Origin of the sequence: Paraburkholderia sp. BL9I2N2 (assembly GCF_004339745.1) — a bacterium.
In the GTDB taxonomy this organism is placed as follows: Bacteria; Pseudomonadota; Gammaproteobacteria; order Burkholderiales; family Burkholderiaceae; genus Paraburkholderia.
In genome coordinates this window covers 801,826-818,844 of the sequence record NZ_SMGP01000003.1, presented here as the reverse complement: position 1 = coordinate 818,844, position 17,019 = coordinate 801,826, and the positions used below count along the sequence as shown (strand labels likewise).

Genomic DNA, 17,019 nt, shown 5'->3' with positions numbered 1-17,019 from the left:
GCATAAAATGAGCAAGTGGAATCTGGTTGTCAAAGTAGGGCAGTGCGAGAACTGCCAGAACTGCGTCATTGCCGCCCGGGACGAGCACGTCGGCAACGACTTTCCCGGTTATGCCGCGCCCGCGTCGGCCAATGCCGAAAGCGTCGTGCGCATTCTGCGCCGTATCCAGGGCGATGCCCATATGGTCGAGACCACGTATCTGCCGGTCATGTGCAACCACTGCGACGACGCGCCGTGCATGCGGGTGGGCGGCGATGCGATTCGCAAGCGCGCCGACGGCATCGTAATCATCGACCCGGACAAGGCGCGGGGCCGGAAAGACATCGTGAAGTCGTGCCCATACAAGGCGATCGTCTGGAACGAAGAGCTTCAGTTGCCACAGACCTGGATCTTCGATGCGCATCTGCTCGATCAGGGTTGGCCCCGGCCACGTTGTCAGCAGTCATGCCCCACCGATGTTTTCGAGACGGTCAAGCTCGATGACGCGGCGATGGCCGAGAAGGCACGGCGCGAGGGGCTCAAAGTATTGCGGCCCAACCTCGGCACGAAGCCACGCGTGTGGTACAGCGACATGGAGCGCTGGGAAACCTGTTTCATCGGGGGAAGTGTCAGCGCGCAGATGGGAGAAGTGGTGGAGTGCCTCACGGATGCGGTCGTCGCCCTGTACGTCGGCAATCAGAAAATAGGCGAAACCGTCTCGGACGGCTTCGGCGATTTCCGGTTCGGTGGCCTTGCCAAGGGAAGCGGCCTCTACCGGATCGAAATCCGTCACGACCTCGGCAACGCCTCGCGCAATTGCGAACTGGACGAAAGCGCTTACCTGGGCGAGATCAGGCTTGTCCAGTCGACAAACAGCGTGCAAGTCGCGTGATCATGAGCACCGCAACGAAGCTGCTTTTCCGGAAACCGGCAGCTCCCCTATCCAACTGGAGACACGAACGACCGCGATGCCTCGACCGGGAACACAAGTCGACACGCGGGGTGAGTGTGTCGTCGATTGCTGCACAGGCTGCCGGAGTCGGCTTCGACTTTGGCCCGTTTCGGCGCACTGACAGGGGACGGGCGCTTCTGCGCCCGATGATTCCGCTGTTTGTTTTCGCATCAGTATAGATTCTATCGCATCGATTGACATTAACATCAATATTGAGTTTAATATCGTTTGTGAGGCTTGGTGGATGCTGCCATAGAGGGCGTTGTCATGCATGGAGCCACGCGGCGGGGCGCGTAGTCGGAAAGTTATCGGGAACACCAGGCACGTACCGCAAAACATGCACGTGACGCGCTCAAGGTTCGTGGCATCACTCACTCCTCGGAGCATTTGGCATGAGGCCGTTGAACTCGCGCATTGGCCTCGCCGTTTCCGGGACACTCGCCTCGCGCCCGCTTTGCGGACTTTGCTCGACTTACCCCCGGGGCGCTGGTCGACGCAACCCGAAGCCGCGCGTGAGGTGAGTTCGTGTGCGTCGTCGAGCAACGTTATTTTTACGCCCTCGAATAACCTGGCAGAACGCCGAACTGGATCAGATTCAACAGGTTGATAGAGCTCGCCGAGGCAACATGATGAACGCAACGCTCCTGTCGGCAATGGCAGCACTGTTCGGTGCAACGATCGCCGGCCTGACATCCGTTGTCACGCAACGAACGCAGACTAAGGCAGAGTGGCTTGCGCAAGACCGCATTCGCCGGCAGGACCTCTATAAGGAGTTCATCGAGGAGGCGTCGCATTGCTATGTCCACGCGCTTCAGCACGATGAGCCGGACCTCGCTGCTCTCGTCAGTCTGTTCGCAAAGATAAGCCGTATGCGCGTCCAATCCTCGACAGAGGTTGCGAACGAAGCCGATCAGGTTGGACGAAAGATTGTGGATACCTATCACGCCCCGGAAAAGACCTTCGTTGAATTACGTGAAATGCTCGCAGACGGTTCGATCGACATCCTCGGCCGCTTCAGCGACGTTTGCCGCGCCGAATTCGATTTGCTGCGCGCGCAGCAATTCTGAGTGAAGAATCAACCCGGATTTTACGCGAACCGCGCGCGCATTCCATGGCGCCGCAGATGGCGATCTGACCGGTACGTTATGCCATGAAACGGGAACGCCTGACACACGCACAGCGCAGGGAACAGACGCGAGAGCGCCTGCTTGAGGCTGCGCGGAAGACGTTCGTCAAAAAGGGATTGGCTGCTACAAGTGTGGAGAATATCGCTGAGGCGGCTGGCTACACGCGCGGCGCGTTCTATTCGAACTTCGACGGTAAGCCGGAGCTGCTGCTTGAGTTGCTGCGCCGGGACCACGATAGCGCGCAGGAACGAAATTCCGCTCAGAACGCGAGACGCGGCGCGACATACCCGCCATAGTTCTTCGTCGAGACGCCTGTTCCCTGGGTCGGCATCGTGTAGCCGGCTACGAAGTGCCCCTGGATGTACTTGCTGCCCTGGTCCGCACTGTCGATGTGAAAAGCGGCGAATGCGATGATCGGGACGAGTGTCTTGTTCTCGATTTGCGTGCTGACTGGCATGAGGACGGTCGTTGCCGTGGGAATGCTCTTGTAGACAGCCGCCTTGACGCCCGGCTCGATGTAGATGCTGTCCCCAATCGACAGTGAGGTCGGATTCCCGTTGTCGATCAAATTGACGACCGTCGGCGTGTCGTTGGCGACCACGAGAAACGATGTCCACTGCCCCGCCTCGCAGGAAGCGCCATATTCCTGGCCGTTGCCGACCTGGAACTCGTAAGGCTGGCCTGCCGCGTCGAGCTTGGGCGCATTCTTCGTCGAGTCCCAATATTGGTTGTACACGCATTGATCCATGACCATGGGAAATAGCGCTCCGGCAGGCACCGCGGAAGGCGGCGCGATGACCGCCACGGCCGTTGCGCTGTCGGCCGTCGTCGGCATGCCGAGCAGCGTGCCGAGCAGCAGGTGCACGAGGCCGCCGTTGCTCGTGGCATTGCGGCTGATCGTCACCTGTACCGCGGGCTCCAGCAATTGGCCCGCCGGCGCCGGCAGCGTGACCTTGCCCGGCGCGAGCAGCGAGGGCGACGACGCAGCGACGTCCCAATATCCCGCTGTGACCGATCCGCTCGTCAGCTTGACGCCGTCCGACGTATTCAACGCCACGGCCGCCGTTGCGGACGAGGCCGCCCCCGCCCAGTTCGGTCCGCTCGTGTTGCCTTGTGAGAGCGCTCCGGCGCCGGCGAGCGCCGCCGCATCAGCCCCGTTTTGCAATTCACCGCTGACCGTGAAGACACGCGGCAGGTCGATCGCAAAAGCCCCGATGATCAGCAACGCCGTGAACGTCAACAAGAACCATAGCGTTACCGAACCGCGCTCTTGCGATCTCGCACGCACGCACCGGCGCAGGCGCTCGTCGCGGTGCACGGATGGCCGGCAGAGCATCGTAGCCGCGGCTTGGCGGGAACGCACTCGCTTATTCACAGTTTTTCACCGCGACGGCCTTCACCGTAATTGGCCCCGTTATCGCACTGAATGCCGAGCCGAGCACAACACCGTTGTAGGTGTAGCTGATGTTCACCTGCAGCGGATTGCTGCTGCCGGCCGATGCGCAGCCGCCCGTCGGGGTCACGCTCACGGTGGGGGACGTGGCCGTGCCGCTTGTCACCAGACTGTTCTTCGTATAGGCAAGCGCAACATTCTGGATCTGGGTTTGCGTATAGGACGGCACGCGCAGCACGACGCCCTGGCGCGCCGCTTCCCCCGCGGCATTCGTGATCACGGCCTTGTCGCACAGCACCATGCTCACGTCGACGATGCCGAAGAGCACCATCAGCAGGAACGGCGTTATCAGCACGAACTCGAGCGAAACGCTGCCGCGCGCGCGAACGCGGGCACCGGAGCCGGGGCGCCCGTGCCGCTTCATTGGAGCACTCCGCGAGCAGCGGCACTCGCTGCCGACACCGGCGGTGTTTCTCCCCCAGCTGCAACGCCTGCAACACCCAAGTCGCCTGCATCACGCCTGGCGGTGCCGAGACGCTCGCGCAGTTGCCGGTAGAAGCGCAGATTGTCGTCCGCCGATTCGGCCGGCATGTCGGCCACCAGAATGCGCCTCGCCGCCTCGCTGTTGCCGAGCATCCCATACGCCAGCGCGAGGTTTTCGCGAGCCTGCGGCGGCGCGTCAGGCAAGCCGGCGATATCGAGCAGAACATTGGCGCCTGCGCGCACATCGCCGGCCAGAATGAGCGACAAGCCGAGATTGGCCTTGAGCCCCGCGACCTCGGGGTGACGCTGCAAGGCTGCACGATAGACCGCCTGCGCTTGCGCGTGCTTACCCTCGAGATCCAGCGTGGCGCCAAGCCCCTCGGCCGCTACCGCCTGGTCCGGGTGGGCTGCGGTGAGTTCGCGGTAGCGCTTCTCGGCCTCGTCGAGCCGTCGCTGGCGCAGAGCGACGCGTGCGAGCCCGAGCACGGCGCGCGCATCGTCCGGCGCTACGGCCGCAACCTGCCCATAGAGGACGCCCGCGCGCGCGAGATCGCCACTCTGATACATCGCATCGCCGAGGCCGAGCTGCGCAGCTTTCGATTGCGGGTCGGTCTTCAGTACTTTTTCGAAAAGCGACAGGGCAAGCGGCGTGTCGCCGGCCTCGAGGGCGCTTTCGGCGACATGCATGTCGGCCTGCGCATCGGGCAGATGGGTGGCGGCGGCAGGCTGTGGCGTCACGAAGTGATTGCTTGCGCATCCGGTGGCGAGCAGCGCAGCGGCCAGCGGTGCCAGGAGCGCGGCGAAGGTCTTGCGCGCGAGCAACGGATGAGATGAGTTCAATTTAAGCTCCAGGAACCTTGCAGCGCTCAATGGCCGCGAAATACGGCGATGAGTCGAATGACGGCCGGCCCCGCCGCAATGAGCGAGACGGTCGGCATGATGAAGATCATCATCGGCAGCGTCATCTTCGGTGCGAGCTTCGCGGCCTTTTCCTCGAGCGCGACCATCTGCATGGCCCGTTCGGTACGCGACAGGGTGCGCAGCGATTGAGTGATCGGCGTGCCGTACTTTTGCGACTGCACCAGTGTGGTCACCAGTGCGCGCATCGTGGGCAGGCCCACCCGAGCCGACATCGCGCTGAGTGCCTGCGCCGTGTCGCTGCCGATACTGAGTTCGTCCGCGGTCACGGTGAACTCATCGGCAAGCGGCGGGCAGATAACGCGCAGCTCGCGGGCCACGCGCTTGATGGCAACGACGAGACTATTGCCCGCGTTGGTGCAGACCACGAGCAGGTCGAGTGCGTCGGGCAGCGCGGCGGCGATCGCCTTGCGACGATGCCGGATGAAGAATGCGAGCGCATATTCCGGCAACATCATGCCGATGACGAATGCGCCCGCCATCAGCAGCGCGCGAATCGTAAAGTACTGGCCGACCTTGGGCAGATGCCCGCCGAGGACGATGGCGCCGAGCGCGAGACAGGCTCCCACGACAATCTTGAGCCCCGACATGACAGCGATCGCACGCCGGTCGCGAAATCCCGCGCTGGCAAGACGCATGGCCACTTTGGCGCGGTCTTCGGCCTGCACGACAGGCAGCCGTTCGCCGAGCGCGGCGATCCGCTTGGCGAAGCGCTGCGGCATGCGCTTCGCGGCGTCGGCCATCGCGCTGTTGTCGACGCCCACGCGGGCCACGCTTTGCCGTGTGCGCTGGGCAATGCGCGCGCGGTGGCTCCTGTCGCGCAGGACCAGCCACAGCGTGAAGCCTGCGAGCAGGACGAGCAAGGCGGCATTGCGCCAGAAGTCGGCGTTCATCATCGCGAGGTGTCCAGGTTCGAAATCTTGTTGATCGACCACAGCCCGATAGTGAGCAGCACGGCGGCGAGGGCGAGAATCTTGTGTCCGGCCCGGGTATGCGTGAGCGTGTCGAGATAGGGCCGATTGGCGATATAGATAAAGCCCATGAGCGCGAACGGAACGACTGCGATCATCTTGCTGGCGAGCCGCCCTTCCGCCGTGAGCGCCTTGCTCTTTGCGCGGATATCGCGCCGCATGCGCACTATGCCCGCGAGGTTCTCGAGCGTATCGCCCAGATTGCCGCCCGTTTCGCGTTGCAGGACCAGGCAGACCGAAAAGAACGAGAAGTCGGCGAGTCGCAGGCGCACCGCTGCCTGTTCGAGCACCTCCTTCAGGTCGGCGCCCACGAGCAGCGCATCGCCCATGGTGCGAAATGTCGTGCGCACCGGCTCCTCGCTTTCGACCCCGGCGACGCAGATCGCCTGCACAACGGGAATACCGGCACGCACCGCGCGAATGATGAGGTCGATCGTATCGGGAAAAACGGCGAGAAAGCGGTTCCTGAAACGCGCGATCTGCCAGTGATAGGCCCACCGCACGACGAGAACGGGGATTGCGATGCAGGCGAGCACGCGCAGCGCGGGCCCCACAGGAACGAACGCAGTGGCGATCACCGATGCAATGAGGGCAGCGAAAGCGATGACGTAAATCGCGCGAACACCGCCCGGGCCGCTGACGGTGCGTACGCGCTCATGCCAGGCCGAGACGACGGCGAAGAGCGCGTCCTGGTCGGCGAGGCTGCGCTTGGGGTGCAGCAGTTGCTCCTGAAGACTCGCGTCGCGCTCGGCGAGGGCGGCCTTGCTTTCGTCGCGCACCTTGGCCACACGTGCGCGGATGCGCGTACCCGCCTGCTGGCGCGCGATGCCGCGCAACGCGTGCACGATGAGCCCCCCGACCATGAGGGCGAAGAAGGCGCCGAGGCCGATGACGTCCGCGGGTCTCATGATTGCATCGCCGTGAGCAGCGCGTCTTCGAGGCCATAGTAGGCAGCGCGCTGGGCGAACACCGGACGCAGCGACGAGCATTCGAACATGCCGCGTACCTGCTCTTCGTAAGCGGTTCCGTTGTAGCGGAACGTGAATAGATCCTGGGTGATGACGACGTCGCCTTCCATGCCCGCGATCTCGGTCACATGAGTCACGCGCCGCACGCCGTCGCGCATGCGTTCGATTTGCACGATCAGATGGACGGCGCTGGCAATCTGCCTCCGGATCGACATCAGCGGCAAATTGCCGTTGGCCATCATCACCATGCTCTCGAGCCGCGTGATCGCATCGCGCGGCGTGTTCGCGTGGACCGTCGTCATCGATCCGTCGTGGCCCGTATTCATCGCCTGCAATACGTCGAATGCTTCCGTGCCGCGCGTCTCGCCGAGGATGAGCCGGTCCGGGCGCATACGCAGCGCGTTGCGCACGAGGTCCCGTTGAGAGATTCCACCGAGGCCTTCGCTGTTTTCGGAGCGCGTCTCGAGGCTGACGACATGCGGCTGTTGCAGTTGCAGCTCAGCGGCATCCTCGATCGTGACGACGCGCTCGGTTTCGTCGATAAAGCGGGAGAGCGCATTGAGCAGTGTTGTCTTGCCGGAGCCCGTGCCGCCGGAGATGACGACGTTCAGGCGGGACGCGGTTGCGATACGCAGTACGTCCACCATCTGCGTGGAGATATTGCCTTGCTGCGCCATCCGGCCAAGTGTGATGTTTCGTTTGGCGAACTTTCGAATCGAGATCGATGCGCCGCGCAGCGCGATGGGCGGCAGCACGACGTTCACGCGGCTGCCGTCGGCAAGACGTGCATCGACCATCGGGCTGCTTTCGTCGACACGCCGCCCGATTGCCGCCGCGATGCGCTGCGCCACGTTAATGACGTGCGCGTTGTCGCGGAATTTGAGCGCCGTCAGTTCAAGGCGGCCGCCGCGCTCGACGTAGACCTGGTCCGGTCCGTTCACAAGAATATCGGTGACGCGTTCGTCCGCGAGCAAGGGCTCAATTGGCCCGATGCCGAACATGTCGTTGAGAATCTCGTCGACAACGAGCGTCTGCTCGGCCAGCGTCAGCGACAAACGCTCGCGGGTGGTCGTCTCGGCTGCGACCTGCTCGATGCCCGTGCGTACCTCGCTGCGCGACATCATGAGCGCCGCCGACATGTTCATCGACGCAAAGACGGCCGAACGAATTGCCCTGAACGTGTCGGAGCGGATCAGCGCTTCATTGCGATCCGCGGCTGAGTGGCTCATTGCTGCGGGGGTAGCGCTCGACGAGGCCGGCTGCGTCTCGCGCTTGCTCGCTTCCGGCCCGGCTGCCGCAGAGCCGGCGACCGCGCCGGATTCCCGACGCTCATCGTGATCGACGAACGACGGACTGGTCGAGAGGGGGATGCGCCGGCCGAACATCAGCTCACCTTCCGCGTGGGCAACAGGCGCTTGTACCATGGCTCGCGGGCCACTGCCGTGTCGCTGCCCGTGATCGCATCGGCCAGCGACACGATGGCCGCTGCGAACGGCGAGCGATGTGCGTGGGCAAGCCTTCCAGCTTCACCGAGGTTCTCGGCGAGGGCAAGACTCTGCGGCTCGTAGGGCAGCGAATGCACGGACCCGCGTGCGAGCGCGTTGACGAAATCGTCCTCGCGAACGCGCCCGGGCACAGGCTGCTGTGCTTCGTTGAGCAGCACCGTGATGGCGGGCGCGGCGTCGAGGGTCTGTGCGAAACGGCAAAGCCGCGCGGCTTCGCGCGCCGAATGCACGGAGAAGTCGGCGACGACGTGGACCGTCGAGCTGCTATCGAGGGCTTCCTCGACGAGTCTGCCCGCGCGCCCAGGCAGATCGAGCATGATGTAGTGGAAGTGATGCTTGAGCATCGTGACAAGCTCGCTCAGCGCGCCCGTGCGCAAGGCGAACTCCTGGTTGTACGGGAGCTCCGCCGCAAGCACGAGAAGACGATCGCTCTGGGCAACGAAAGCCTGATTGATTAATTGCTGGTCGAGTCGCTGCGGGTTCTGCAGCAATTCAATAAGCCCGTTGTTGGCGGCGACGCCGAGCATCGACGCGGCCGCGCCGCCGTACGGGTCGAGATCGACATAGGCGATCCGGCGCCGCGTCGTGTCGGCAAGATGAGAAGCAAGTGCGGTGGCGATTGTCGTGACGCCGACGCCGCCTCGCGCGCCAACGAACGAGAGCACCTTGCCCGTGCGTGCCGACGCGCCGTCGTCGGTGGCCGCCAGCGCGCGCCGGACGAGTTCCGCGGTGAGCGGCTTGACGAGATAGTCCTGCACGCCGATATGCAGCAGGCTGCGATAGAGCCCGACGTCGTTGCGCTCGCCAACGACGATGACTGCAACCGAAGGGTCGACGGCCTCGGCGAGCCGCGTGAGATCGGAAATCGGCATCGTCGATCCCGTCACATCGACGATCAGGTGGCGCGGCGACTCCTTCAGTGAAGTCATGATCCCGACCGCGTCGTCGAGCGAACCGAGCGTGACGTGCGAGGTCGCGATGCCCTGATCGACGACGACGCTCTTGACGACCTCGATGCTTTGCGCGTCGGAGACGACAGCGATGAGTTTCTCGGCGCCAGACGGTTGTGCCCGGCGTTTGAGGATGTTCGATTCGAAAGCGCCCATGTGTGCAATCTCCGTTAGCGAGATCCCGACGACGAGCCCGTCGTCGAGTTCGACGAAGTTGACGACGAACTCGAATAGTCCGAGCTCAACGGTTTCGCCCGGTCTTCCTGGTAGCGCCGTACCGCGCTCGCGGCGAGCGGCGCGTCCGCGCCCGCGTAGGGCATGGGCGCCGCGAGGTCGGCTGGCCGCGCGAGCATCGCGGCGAGGTTCGAGTAGGTCGCGCAGCCGAACGCCACACCGGGCCGCGCCTGGCCCGCATCGCGCATGCCGGAGTGCTGCGTGAGCGTTTCGCACGCTGGTGGCGTCGCGCGTCCGCCGTCCCCGGGCGTAAAGCCGATCACGGATGGATCGGGCATGCCGAGCGGCGGCCGCGCCGCCATGCACGACGTGAGGCAGGCGCTCGCCACACCGGCGAGAATGGTGGCAATGAGGGAGAGCCGAGGATTCATTGTGGTCTCCGTATCAATAGACGAAGCCCGCGGCGCCAACGAGGCGGGGCGAATTGCCCGCAAGCGGGTCGATCGAAAGCGACTGGCGCACGGCATATTCGATGTCGCTGCTGGGGGTGATGACATCGTCCAGCGCGCCGCGCAGCCGGCCCGGCCCCGTCGGTCCGACGATATACGGTGTCACGATGACGACGAGCTCCGACTTGTTGTTCTGATATTTCGTCGACGAGAACAGCTTGCCGAGAATGGGCAACCCGCCGAGGCCGGGAAGCTCGGAGAGCACGTCGCTCGTCGAACTCTGGAGGAGTCCGCCGATTGCAAAGCTCTGCCCGCCTGACAGCTCGACGGTGGTTTCCATGCGGCGCACGGTCAGCGCCGGTACCACGATCGAGTTCAGCGTGATGCTATTGCTCGGATCGATCTGGCTGACTTCAGGCCGTACGGTGAGGCTGATACGGTTGTCGGCGAGCACAGTCGGGGTGAAGTTCAGCGCGACGCCGTAGGGTTTGTACTCGATCGTGATCGTGCTCGTCGTGCCGCTCTGGGGCACGGGGATCGGCAGCTCACCACCTGCGAGGAAGCTCGCCGTCTGACCCGACATCGCGGTCAGGTTCGGTTCGGCCAGCATCGTCAGCAAGCCTTCCTGGTCGAGCGCGTCGAGTACGCCTTCGATCGACGTGCGGCCGGCCTTGAAGCCGCCCACCACCGAGAATGCACCACCGGTCGGCAGGTTGAACAGATTCGTCGTCGCGTCGAAAATGTCACGCCCGTTGAACAGCCCACCGAAGAAGTTGCCGCTCGCGCCAATGGCATTCCAGTTGATGCCGAGCTGCTGCGTAATGTTGCGATCCACTTCGGTGATGCGCACGCGCAGCAGGACCTGGATCGGGTGAGCGATCGAGAGGCGGTTCACGAGTTGCTCGTTGGCGTGAAGATACGGTTGCAGCGTTTGCACAATGGCATCGGCATCCGCCGCGCTCGGCACCGCGCCAGTCACCATCAATGAGCCGGGCGCACCCGACACGGTGACCGCGAGTTTGGGAAAGCGCGCGTCGATGAGACGTTGAATCGAGGCCGTATCCGTCGACACACTGATCGTCTTGCGGAGAATTTCCCGATTGTTCGGTCCGAGTGCAAAGAGTGTCGTCGTGCCGGACTTCTTGCCGAGCACGAACACCGAGCGCGGCGTCGGCACATGGACGTCGGCAACGCTCGGGTCGGCGACGAACACGGCAACGGCGGGCTGCGGCAGCTGGATCAGCGTGCCACTGCCTGCCGCAACTGGCAGCACATCGGCGGGCTCGCTCGCCCATGCCGCCCCCGTACCGAGGCCGCAGAGCGTGACAATGACAAGCAGCGCGGCGCAAAGGCCGGTGAGGGCAGGACGGCCGCCTGCGCAAAGCCGCGCGCAGCGTGAAAACAGCTTGCCGTGTGTGAGGCTGAACATTTGTCGTCCTATGATCCTGCGGAGATGGCGGGAGCCGCGTCGGCGTGTGCGGGAGCGGCGGGCGGCGTGCCGGTGGGCAGCGGCGGCACGCCCGGCGCGCCCGTCGACGTGCTGCCGGGCAATTCGCCGTCTGCCTGGTCGACCTTCGAGCCACGGTAGATGACGACATGCGGCGCCGGTGCCGGTGTTTTTGCCGAGTGCGACGCTGCCGGTGCGCTGACTGCGCGCAATGCGCGCGAGACATCGCCGGCCCACACGGGAGGTGTGTGCGTCATGGCGACATCCTCGACGTCCGGCGTGCGCCGGTCACGCGTGGCAAAACTGCGCAGTGCAAGCGAGAGCGTGCCGAGGTGAGCCGCCACCGTGATCGTCTGGGCGCTCGCCGGTGTGACTTCGATGGTCACGGTGCGAGCGGTCGTGCTCGGGGCATTCGTGCTCGAGGCGCTGTCGTCATCCTTCGGCCGACGAAACGCTGTACCGACCGCCAGCACGCGCACGCGCTCGGCGACCGTTTCCGATTCGACCGCGCGCGCGGGGGCGACCTGGGCGCCTGCTTCGGTCCGCATCTGCTGGGTCAACAGGATGTCGACATAGTCGCCAGGCTGAATGAGCCCTGCATTGCCCGACACGTCGTCAACGGCAACGGAGATCGCGCGCATACCAGGCTTGAGCGCGGCCGCAAGAAATCCGGGGGCGCTCGGCAAAATCACGTCGGCAACGCCAAGCGGCGTCCCCGCGCGCACCGCGTGCCGCAGCAGATCGCCCTTGAGGTCTTTTGAGTCGCTGCCGTTGGAGGGTTCTTCGATGAGCGCGCCGGCCGGGACCTGCTCGCGCGGCATCGTTTTCCAAACGAGGTCCACGTCGCGCAACAGCAGTCCGTCCGGCAGATCGTCGGCTGCGGCGCGCACGTGCATCATCGACGATTGGTGCGCCACACGCGGGCTCGATGCCGAAATGTACAGCGCGCGGATGATGAATGCGCCCATTGCGGCGATGACAACGAGCGCGGCTAGCTTGATGAAGTTTTGCATATGGGCGGCGTTGTATTCAGGCAAGCGGCGCACGGCTCGTGCAGCAATAACCTTAGGTGGACTCACCGAATAGTCGAAACATGGCGAGCGTCGTGCAATGACCGGCTGTGGGCTGCAGCAAGACTGCGACGATGCCGCCCAACGCGAGCGCGACGCCATACGGGACGCCCCGCGCCGGTGCAATCCAGTCAAGTTGCCTGCTCACGCCCGCGAGGGCGGGAATTCGCTGCATGCCGGCCACTGCGAGCACTGCGAGGGCAACAAGCAATCCGCACAACGAAACGACCACCAGCACCGGCCAGGATTGCGGCCCCGCCCAGAGAAAAACCGCAGCGGCGAGCTTCGCATCGCCGCCGCCGAGCCAACCCAATCGAAACATCAATACAGCCGCGGCAAGCGATGCCGCGCCCGCGGCCAGATGGATGTCCCATGACGCACGGCCGAAACCGGTCATGGCGGCGTTGACGAAATACAGGGCGACAAACGCGGCCACGGCGGCATTGGGCAGACGCCGCATGCGCAGATCGAAACCTGCCAGCATGACGAGGGTCACGCAGGCACCTGCTTTCACTACGCCGGGGGCTATCATCGTTTTCCCAATGTGCCGAGGAAGGTGGTCTCCGGCTCACACATGCTCGTGCTGAGCCGGAGCATCACGCCCACTACATTGCTTGGGTTGCCTTTGTGATCAGCGTCTGGAAAACGGACTGAAAGCCACCGGCACCTTGCAGGAACGTGCCAAGTGCGACCAGCACGGCGACGATGATGCCACCCAGAACAGCATATTCCAGCGAGCTGACGCCGCGCTCGTCGCGCGAAAGGGAACGGATAAAACGCAGCATGAGAAGACTCCTTGTTAAGTAACGCCTGCATGACAGGCTTGCTACGCCGATTGGCTACGAAGGAGGACCGACTCATCCCCCCAACCCCGTCTAACGGCAATTGGCCGGCAAGCTTGAGCCCATCGCGCGAAGACTGGGATCCGGTGTGGACGCCCTTCCTTGATGCTTATCGTATTTCCGGTCGCAGCAATGCGATTCATTGAATAGAGGCGTAAAACAGTTCCAGTTTTTGCCTTATAAGAGCCTTTCAGGTCAGACAATTAGGGCATGCGCGGTAACGCTCAGTGGCATAGGATTTTGTTTTGTTGCGGTTTCCTCACGCGGGCGCGGTGCATATTTAATGTCTGGTACCGATCATGTTCGGGGAATCACAACAGCGGAGGTCATCATGAGCTACGGCTTGGAGGAACGCATACTGGAAGTCTGCGCGAACGGTTGCATATCGAGGTGAAGGCGTCCGTGCAGCACTGCACTTCAAGTACGCTTGCCGCCACTGCGAACGCCATGCCGAACGCACGCCGGTGATCACCGCATCGATGCAAGTGCAACCGTTGCCGGGCAGTAATGCCAGTGCGGCGATGATCGCCACCGTCACCGCAGGAAAGTACGTCGATGGGTACGCCGCTGTACCGGGTCGCTCACGCGCTCGCGCGCAGCTATCGAAGTGGGAGGTCATTACGCCGAACCTGAAAGACTGTGCAATCGCGGTCGTCGATGGAAGCGTGGTTAGGCTGAAGCAAACCGCAGCATCGGCGAGCACATCATCCGCCACTGCTGCTGCCAAACTAGATGGCGAGCCGCAGCCGGCAGTGCCACCGGGCACCCAGGCCGCGCTTGAAGCGAATTTCGATTGCAAGTAAGCGCATTCGACATCCGAGATGCTGATTTGCGGCGACGCCGAGTTGGCGCAGCTCGATCGCGACCTCGCCCAGCTCTACGCGCAACCAAAAGCAGCGGCGCCGGACAAAAAAGCGTTCGCGAAAGAGTCACGACGGAGAACTGGAATTGGCGTTAGCGCAACTGCCGTGACAAGGCTTGCGTTGTTAGCCGGTATGCAGATCAGAAGCAGTGGTTTATGGACATTGTGAATCCGGCTCCCAAAGTTGCAAACGATGAGGTGCAGCCACCTGCCGTTCCGCAAGGGGCAAGCGCGGCGCTTTGACGATCGCCATCATCGACGGTACCCGAGCCACTGGAACTGTATGGACAGACTGGAGGCGAAGCTCCCCAAGCTATTTCACTACCTCCGGCCTGACAATGAACACCGGCTGAGCGATCCAAGCGTTTCACCCGGCCACTACTATCGGCGGTTGACAGGCACGTCCGATGCGCAAATTAGAAGAGAGCGTCGCGGTCCGCCTACGGGCCGCGCCGCAGCGGCATGCACCTGCCTGCCGAACTCAAGAGCCGTACCCAAGCCGAAACCGATGCGAAGTCAGGTGAGCGTGCGTGCAAAGCGCGCGAGCCAAAGCTGATGCGAGCCGCGGTGTACAGCATCCATGGACGTTAAAGCGAAGGAGAGAATCATGCAAGACGCCAATCAGGGTGGCGAACAGATGAATCCGGGTGACGAAGCGCCAGCCGACGCACCCGGCACGGGCGAAGACTTATGCCGCGCGTGCCACGGCACCGGCAAAATAGAAGGGGAGCAGTGCAAGGCGTGCGGGGGCACCGGCAAAGTGCAACAAGGTATCGGAGGCGGTTGAGACCTCGCGTGAACTGACAGCCTCGCAGGGCAATACGGACACGTGATCACGAGCTTCGACGGAGGCTGTCGCGGCCATCTGACCGAAAAAGCAGCGCGGGTGCCGTTACGTCTCGCTATTCCGATGCGGCCACTGCTACCTGATGTTCCCTGGGCCGATTTCGCCCTACGGCGGGTCCCGGCTTCACTCCGACGCGCGCATAAAGGCGTATGCCATTTTCGGCGTCGAACGCGTCATTGGCGCGCCCCAAATCATTCGCCCTCCCGCCGGCGACTGCATGGAAGTATTGCGGCTAACGATGATTGCGGCGGCCGTCATGCGGCATGCAGATTACCGTCAATCGGATGCGGCTCCCACCGTCCGGTTCGACCGGCGACTGTCGATGCATGGCGCGAGACCCGTCGCACGGTCACTGTTCGGTACCATGCGGAGGATCTCTCGCGCGCCTTCGTGACCGAAGGAACCCACGACTACCTCGAAGTCCGGTACGCAGATATGCGGCGCCCGGCGTTTTCCCTTTTCGAACAGCGAACCGCGCTAAAGGCCGTCCGGTCGGAAGGACAGCACATTCCTTGCGGTTGTTTCTGGCCGGTAGTGGCAGTTATGCATTCCTCGCTGTGCGCAGGCGGCGAGGAGTCCAGGACCCAGAAACGTTCTGGATCAACGTAACGTCCGAACTAGCCATCGACGCAACCCAGTCCGCCCCACGGACCCGATATCTTCTGCGGTTGCCGGACGCGCAGATCAACGGGCGGACGGTACGTATGCCAATCATTGATATGCAGTGGGTGTCCGAGGATGTCTTCGAACCGGCTACGCCGATCAACGATTAACCGTCGAACGCCTACCAATGCAGGGGGAGACTGAATGGCCGTTTGCAGGTTTGCCGGACGCCAATTCCGGGTCGCGTGCTGTCGACCACCGGTTCGCATGAGGCGGTGCCCGGCCAACTCCGGACGTTGATCCGGCTCAACCAGATCGGCGACAATCCAGACCCTGCCTACGCTATCCGATGGAGCACCATGAGTGTCATTCAGCTAAGCCGCGTGATCCGCGCCGACGCCGCCGATTTGATCGCCGCGAACTTGGCAAGCCAGGACTATCACCTGCCTTGGGTCACATCCTTTACAGACCAAACGGGCTTCGATAACTGGTATGCACGCGGCCTCGTCGGGCCGAACGTTGGTCTCGTTGCGCGTGAAGCGGCATCGAATAAAGTTGTCGGCGTCGTAAATATAAATGAAATAGTTGCAGGCGCTTTTCAGAGTGCCTATCTCGGGTATTACGGGATGTCGAACTTCGCCCGGACAGGGTTGATGACGGAGGCACTGCGAGCGGCTGTCGCCTATGCGTTCAGCGAACTTGGATTGCATCGGGTGGAGGCAAACATTCAACCTGGGAACACTGCATCGACCGCACTTGTGCGTAGGTTAGGTTTTAAACAGGAAGGTTTATCGCCACGCTATCTCCGCATAAATGGCGAGTGGCGAGACCATGAGCGATGGGCGTTGCTTGCCGACATGCTTGGCTAAGCACCAGCCGGAGTCGTTCAGGTCTCACATCCGAATCTCAGCGGTTAAATTTCGCTATCGACTTCGACTGGTATTCACTTTGGATCGCTTGCCACTGTCCGGTAGCCTCCTTGCTTGACACCAAGCCACGATGCATGCAGCCCTCGCGAACGGCGGCTTCGGGGCGCGATGAGTGTCTCCTGTGGGCCGTCTGCTGCCCGTCGCGGCGGGGCTACAGTATCTGCGTCATTTGCAGCTAATGTTGGCACGCGGCGGTCGAATGCAGGTCGGTGCCGCTGAATGCAGCCACAGTTGCAGATAATCCTGGTTCGCGCGTGCCGTCAGTTGCAGTTAATGCTGACCGAAAAACGCGTCGATTGCAGGTCCGACCATTTTCAAATGCAGATCGTTACACCTAGCAGGTTGGGCTTACCGCCTGTGCAGGGGCCTGAACGCCGGCGGCGGTGGCTAGCGGAAGACTGGCGATGGTGCGGGAGAGTTTCGAGCCGGGCATGTCGGTCTCGATGGTTGCACACCAGCACGGCGTCAAGGGTGACGAGCACGGTGTGAGCCGGACCGCCTACAATCGATGCCGCGACAAAAATTGTAGGGCCCGCCCACTCTTTCGGCA

16 protein-coding genes and 3 pseudogenes are annotated in these 17,019 nt (G+C 63.0%); 7 read left to right on the top strand and 12 right to left on the bottom strand.

Annotation, left to right across the window (positions count from 1 at the left end; genetic code table 11):
• The first annotated feature begins 7 nt into the window (after positions 1 to 7).
• The 3 genes and pseudogenes from B0G74_RS34620 to B0G74_RS34610 form a co-directional block, all read left to right on the top strand.
• Entirely contained in the window at positions 8 to 871 is an 864-nt protein-coding gene (locus tag B0G74_RS34620; protein WP_132380708.1) for a 4Fe-4S dicluster domain-containing protein, read from the top strand.
• Positions 872 to 1,557: 686 nt separating this feature from the next.
• On the top strand, positions 1,558 to 1,998 hold the full coding sequence (locus tag B0G74_RS34615; RefSeq protein ID WP_243658451.1) for a hypothetical protein: 441 nt from the start codon (positions 1,558 to 1,560) through the stop codon (positions 1,996 to 1,998).
• An 83-nt stretch (positions 1,999 to 2,081) separates the two neighbouring features.
• Positions 2,082 to 2,303: pseudogene (locus tag B0G74_RS34610) on the top strand (TetR family transcriptional regulator); the annotation flags it as partial.
• 14 nt (positions 2,304 to 2,317) lie between these two features.
• Here B0G74_RS34610 and B0G74_RS34605 read toward each other — a convergent pair.
• The 12 genes from B0G74_RS34605 to B0G74_RS34550 all read right to left on the bottom strand — a co-directional run bounded on the left by B0G74_RS34605 (position 2,318) and on the right by B0G74_RS34550 (position 13,171).
• Positions 2,318 to 3,394 (bottom strand): TadG family pilus assembly protein, encoded by a 1,077-nt coding sequence (locus tag B0G74_RS34605; protein ID WP_132381318.1) that lies wholly within the window; start codon positions 3,392 to 3,394, stop codon positions 2,318 to 2,320.
• A gap of 31 nt (positions 3,395 to 3,425) precedes the next feature.
• Positions 3,426 to 3,875 (bottom strand): TadE/TadG family type IV pilus assembly protein, encoded by a 450-nt coding sequence (locus B0G74_RS34600; RefSeq protein ID WP_132380706.1) that lies wholly within the window; start codon positions 3,873 to 3,875, stop codon positions 3,426 to 3,428.
• Positions 3,872 to 4,774: a tetratricopeptide repeat protein gene (locus B0G74_RS34595; protein ID WP_243658450.1), complete on the bottom strand. Its 903-nt coding sequence runs from the start codon at positions 4,772 to 4,774 to the stop codon at positions 3,872 to 3,874. The genes B0G74_RS34600 and B0G74_RS34595 overlap by 4 nt, the downstream gene beginning before the upstream one ends.
• A gap of 26 nt (positions 4,775 to 4,800) precedes the next feature.
• A complete protein-coding gene (locus B0G74_RS34590) occupies positions 4,801 to 5,748 on the bottom strand; it encodes a type II secretion system F family protein (RefSeq protein ID WP_132380704.1) in 948 nt (315 codons plus the stop codon).
• A complete protein-coding gene (locus tag B0G74_RS34585; RefSeq protein WP_132380702.1) occupies positions 5,745 to 6,731 on the bottom strand; it encodes a type II secretion system F family protein in 987 nt (328 codons plus the stop codon). Before B0G74_RS34585 ends, B0G74_RS34590 begins: the two co-directional genes overlap by 4 nt.
• Positions 6,728 to 8,215 (bottom strand): CpaF family protein, encoded by a 1,488-nt coding sequence (locus B0G74_RS34580; RefSeq protein WP_132380700.1) that lies wholly within the window; start codon positions 8,213 to 8,215, stop codon positions 6,728 to 6,730. Before B0G74_RS34580 ends, B0G74_RS34585 begins: the two co-directional genes overlap by 4 nt.
• Positions 8,176 to 9,402 (bottom strand): AAA family ATPase, encoded by a 1,227-nt coding sequence (locus tag B0G74_RS34575; RefSeq protein ID WP_132380698.1) that lies wholly within the window; start codon positions 9,400 to 9,402, stop codon positions 8,176 to 8,178. Before B0G74_RS34575 ends, B0G74_RS34580 begins: the two co-directional genes overlap by 40 nt.
• Positions 9,403 to 9,416: 14 nt before the next feature.
• Positions 9,417 to 9,782: a CpaD family pilus assembly lipoprotein gene (locus B0G74_RS34570; protein ID WP_243658487.1), complete on the bottom strand. Its 366-nt coding sequence runs from the start codon at positions 9,780 to 9,782 to the stop codon at positions 9,417 to 9,419.
• A gap of 82 nt (positions 9,783 to 9,864) precedes the next feature.
• Positions 9,865 to 11,298, bottom strand: a complete 1,434-nt coding sequence (locus B0G74_RS34565) for a type II and III secretion system protein family protein (RefSeq protein ID WP_132380696.1) — start codon at positions 11,296 to 11,298, stop codon at positions 9,865 to 9,867.
• An 8-nt stretch (positions 11,299 to 11,306) separates the two neighbouring features.
• Positions 11,307 to 12,329 (bottom strand): Flp pilus assembly protein CpaB, encoded by a 1,023-nt coding sequence (gene cpaB, locus B0G74_RS34560; protein WP_132380694.1) that lies wholly within the window; start codon positions 12,327 to 12,329, stop codon positions 11,307 to 11,309.
• A 52-nt stretch (positions 12,330 to 12,381) separates the two neighbouring features.
• On the bottom strand, positions 12,382 to 12,918 hold the full coding sequence (locus tag B0G74_RS34555) for a prepilin peptidase (protein ID WP_132380692.1): 537 nt from the start codon (positions 12,916 to 12,918) through the stop codon (positions 12,382 to 12,384).
• A 73-nt stretch (positions 12,919 to 12,991) separates the two neighbouring features.
• Positions 12,992 to 13,171: a Flp family type IVb pilin gene (locus B0G74_RS34550; RefSeq protein ID WP_132380690.1), complete on the bottom strand. Its 180-nt coding sequence runs from the start codon at positions 13,169 to 13,171 to the stop codon at positions 12,992 to 12,994.
• A 423-nt stretch (positions 13,172 to 13,594) separates the two neighbouring features.
• Between B0G74_RS34550 and B0G74_RS34545 the strand changes: the two are divergent.
• The 4 genes and pseudogenes from B0G74_RS34545 to B0G74_RS34525 all read left to right on the top strand — a co-directional run.
• Positions 13,595 to 13,825: pseudogene (locus tag B0G74_RS34545) on the top strand (IS66 family transposase); the annotation flags it as partial.
• A gap of 872 nt (positions 13,826 to 14,697) precedes the next feature.
• Entirely contained in the window at positions 14,698 to 14,877 is a 180-nt protein-coding gene (locus B0G74_RS34540; protein ID WP_132380378.1) for a hypothetical protein, read from the top strand.
• A 1,022-nt stretch (positions 14,878 to 15,899) separates the two neighbouring features.
• Complete coding sequence (locus tag B0G74_RS34530; RefSeq protein ID WP_132380688.1) at positions 15,900 to 16,409, top strand: GNAT family protein; 510 nt, start codon at positions 15,900 to 15,902, stop codon at positions 16,407 to 16,409.
• A gap of 378 nt (positions 16,410 to 16,787) precedes the next feature.
• A pseudogene (locus tag B0G74_RS34525) lies at positions 16,788 to 16,948 on the top strand (transposase); the annotation flags it as partial.
• Between the last annotated feature and the right edge of the window lie 71 nt (positions 16,949 to 17,019).

Bases quoted from the DNA above. Each gene is read 5' to 3' on its own strand.
- B0G74_RS34570 (WP_243658487.1), bottom strand. From the start codon at position 9,782: ATGGCGGCGCGGCCGCCGCTCGGCATGCCCGATCCATCCGTGATCGGC.
- B0G74_RS34565 (WP_132380696.1), bottom strand. From the start codon at position 11,298: ATGTTCAGCCTCACACACGGCAAGCTGTTTTCACGCTGCGCGCGGCTT.
- B0G74_RS34580 (WP_132380700.1), bottom strand. From the start codon at position 8,215: ATGGTACAAGCGCCTGTTGCCCACGCGGAAGGTGAGCTGATGTTCGGC.
- B0G74_RS34605 (WP_132381318.1), bottom strand. From the start codon at position 3,394: ATGCTCTGCCGGCCATCCGTGCACCGCGACGAGCGCCTGCGCCGGTGC.
- B0G74_RS34615 (WP_243658451.1), top strand. From the start codon at position 1,558: ATGATGAACGCAACGCTCCTGTCGGCAATGGCAGCACTGTTCGGTGCA.
- cpaB (WP_132380694.1), bottom strand. From the start codon at position 12,329: ATGCAAAACTTCATCAAGCTAGCCGCGCTCGTTGTCATCGCCGCAATG.
- B0G74_RS34550 (WP_132380690.1), bottom strand. From the start codon at position 13,171: ATGCTGCGTTTTATCCGTTCCCTTTCGCGCGACGAGCGCGGCGTCAGC.
- B0G74_RS34555 (WP_132380692.1), bottom strand. From the start codon at position 12,918: ATGATAGCCCCCGGCGTAGTGAAAGCAGGTGCCTGCGTGACCCTCGTC.
- B0G74_RS34530 (WP_132380688.1), top strand. From the start codon at position 15,900: ATGAGTGTCATTCAGCTAAGCCGCGTGATCCGCGCCGACGCCGCCGAT.
- B0G74_RS34540 (WP_132380378.1), top strand. From the start codon at position 14,698: ATGCAAGACGCCAATCAGGGTGGCGAACAGATGAATCCGGGTGACGAA.
- B0G74_RS34600 (WP_132380706.1), bottom strand. From the start codon at position 3,875: ATGAAGCGGCACGGGCGCCCCGGCTCCGGTGCCCGCGTTCGCGCGCGC.
- B0G74_RS34590 (WP_132380704.1), bottom strand. From the start codon at position 5,748: ATGATGAACGCCGACTTCTGGCGCAATGCCGCCTTGCTCGTCCTGCTC.
- B0G74_RS34620 (WP_132380708.1), top strand. From the start codon at position 8: ATGAGCAAGTGGAATCTGGTTGTCAAAGTAGGGCAGTGCGAGAACTGC.
- B0G74_RS34575 (WP_132380698.1), bottom strand. From the start codon at position 9,402: ATGGGCGCTTTCGAATCGAACATCCTCAAACGCCGGGCACAACCGTCT.
- B0G74_RS34585 (WP_132380702.1), bottom strand. From the start codon at position 6,731: ATGAGACCCGCGGACGTCATCGGCCTCGGCGCCTTCTTCGCCCTCATG.